Source organism: Oleiphilus sp. HI0123, from assembly GCF_001635315.1.
This window is the reverse complement of sequence record NZ_LWGE01001626.1, coordinates 1-1,248: the sequence shown is the minus strand read 5'-3', so window position 1 is coordinate 1,248 and position 1,248 is coordinate 1. Positions and strand designations below refer to the sequence as shown.

At 45.0% G+C, this 1,248-nt stretch carries 2 protein-coding genes; both read right to left on the bottom strand.

The window, feature by feature from the left end; all coding sequences use genetic code 11:
* Positions 1–459 (bottom strand): hypothetical protein (locus A3761_RS21860; protein WP_156492029.1); only part of this gene is annotated, 459 nt, incomplete at its 3' end.
* Positions 460–461: 2 nt separating this feature from the next.
* A complete protein-coding gene (locus tag A3761_RS21855; RefSeq protein ID WP_068508125.1) occupies positions 462–1,154 on the bottom strand; it encodes a response regulator in 693 nt (230 codons plus the stop codon).
* Between the last annotated feature and the right edge of the window lie 94 nt (positions 1,155–1,248).

The following is a 1,248-nucleotide window of genomic DNA, read 5'->3' as shown; positions in this document are numbered from 1 at the left end:
GTTGAAGCGGGACTGTATATAGCGCGAAGGCATGACTCGCAAGATATAACTTTGCCCGTTTGGTGACGATATTTGTTGGTCGGCCAAATTTAGCAAGTGTGTTCGATAGGGTTTGTCATCGTGATCGTGATGCTCATCATCATCGTCATCATGATACCTTGGCTTTCGGTGTGGAATTACCGGCGTCTCGTCAGTATGTAATAACACTACGCGTATGCCTTCGCGGCGGGCTAGTTTTCGGTACCAGCGTTTTAGGGCTTTGCCTCCTTGCTGCTCGTATACCTCTATTGCTTCGGGTGCGAGTGAGCGCATCTTGTCTTTTACTTGCTCGACCTTGAATTCATTGACGACGATTTCTTTGGTGATCCAGATATTGGCGAGAATGGTCGCAAAGGTGGTTAGCCAGAAGATCAGAATAATCTTCCAAAACAAGCGATGTTTAAAGATGGATTGAGTCATGCTTAACGCGTCTCCACCTGACCTTGGAATAAATAACCACTGCCACGAATGGTTTTGATGTGTTCGCTATCGAGTTTCTTACGCAGGTTACTCATATGCATATCAATGGCCCGATCATAGAGTGTTAGCTTTCGCCCTAAAGCAAGCTCGGTTAGCTCGGCTTTGGTCATAATTTCATTGGCGTTGCGCATCAGTGCGTGCAGAATATTGAATTCACTGCTGGTAAGTTCTATTTCTTCACCCTCAATTAGGGCTTCACGCGTTTTTAGTTTTAGCTTGATTTTGTCTGAAACCAGCTCACTAGCCTGGTTTGTTGTCTGGCCTTGGTCGATCTCCACGCGTCTTAGCAATGCTTTGATTCGCGCCACCAACTCTCGTGGGTTAAATGGCTTGGGAAGGTAGTCGTCGGCGCCCATCTCAAAGCCTATGATTCTGTCTAGCTCATCACCTTTTGCGGTGAGCATTAATATTGGGCTAGTGATTTGGCCGCGTATATCACGCAACACGCTTAAACCATCTTTGTTAGGCAGCATGATGTCGAGAATGATAACGTCGTAGTGACTTTTTAAAGCCAAGCGTTCACCTTCGACGCCATCGAATGCCGTGGTCATGGTGAAACCTTCTTGTACTAGCAGGCTACTTAGAAGCTCACTGATCTCGGTATCATCTTCAATGAGTAATATATTGGCACTCATATCAAACCTTTATTGATTTACGGAATTGTTTGAAGTCTAGCATAGGCTTTTTACCTTCTATTTAATCTTTACAGAGACTTTACGTTTACTAGAC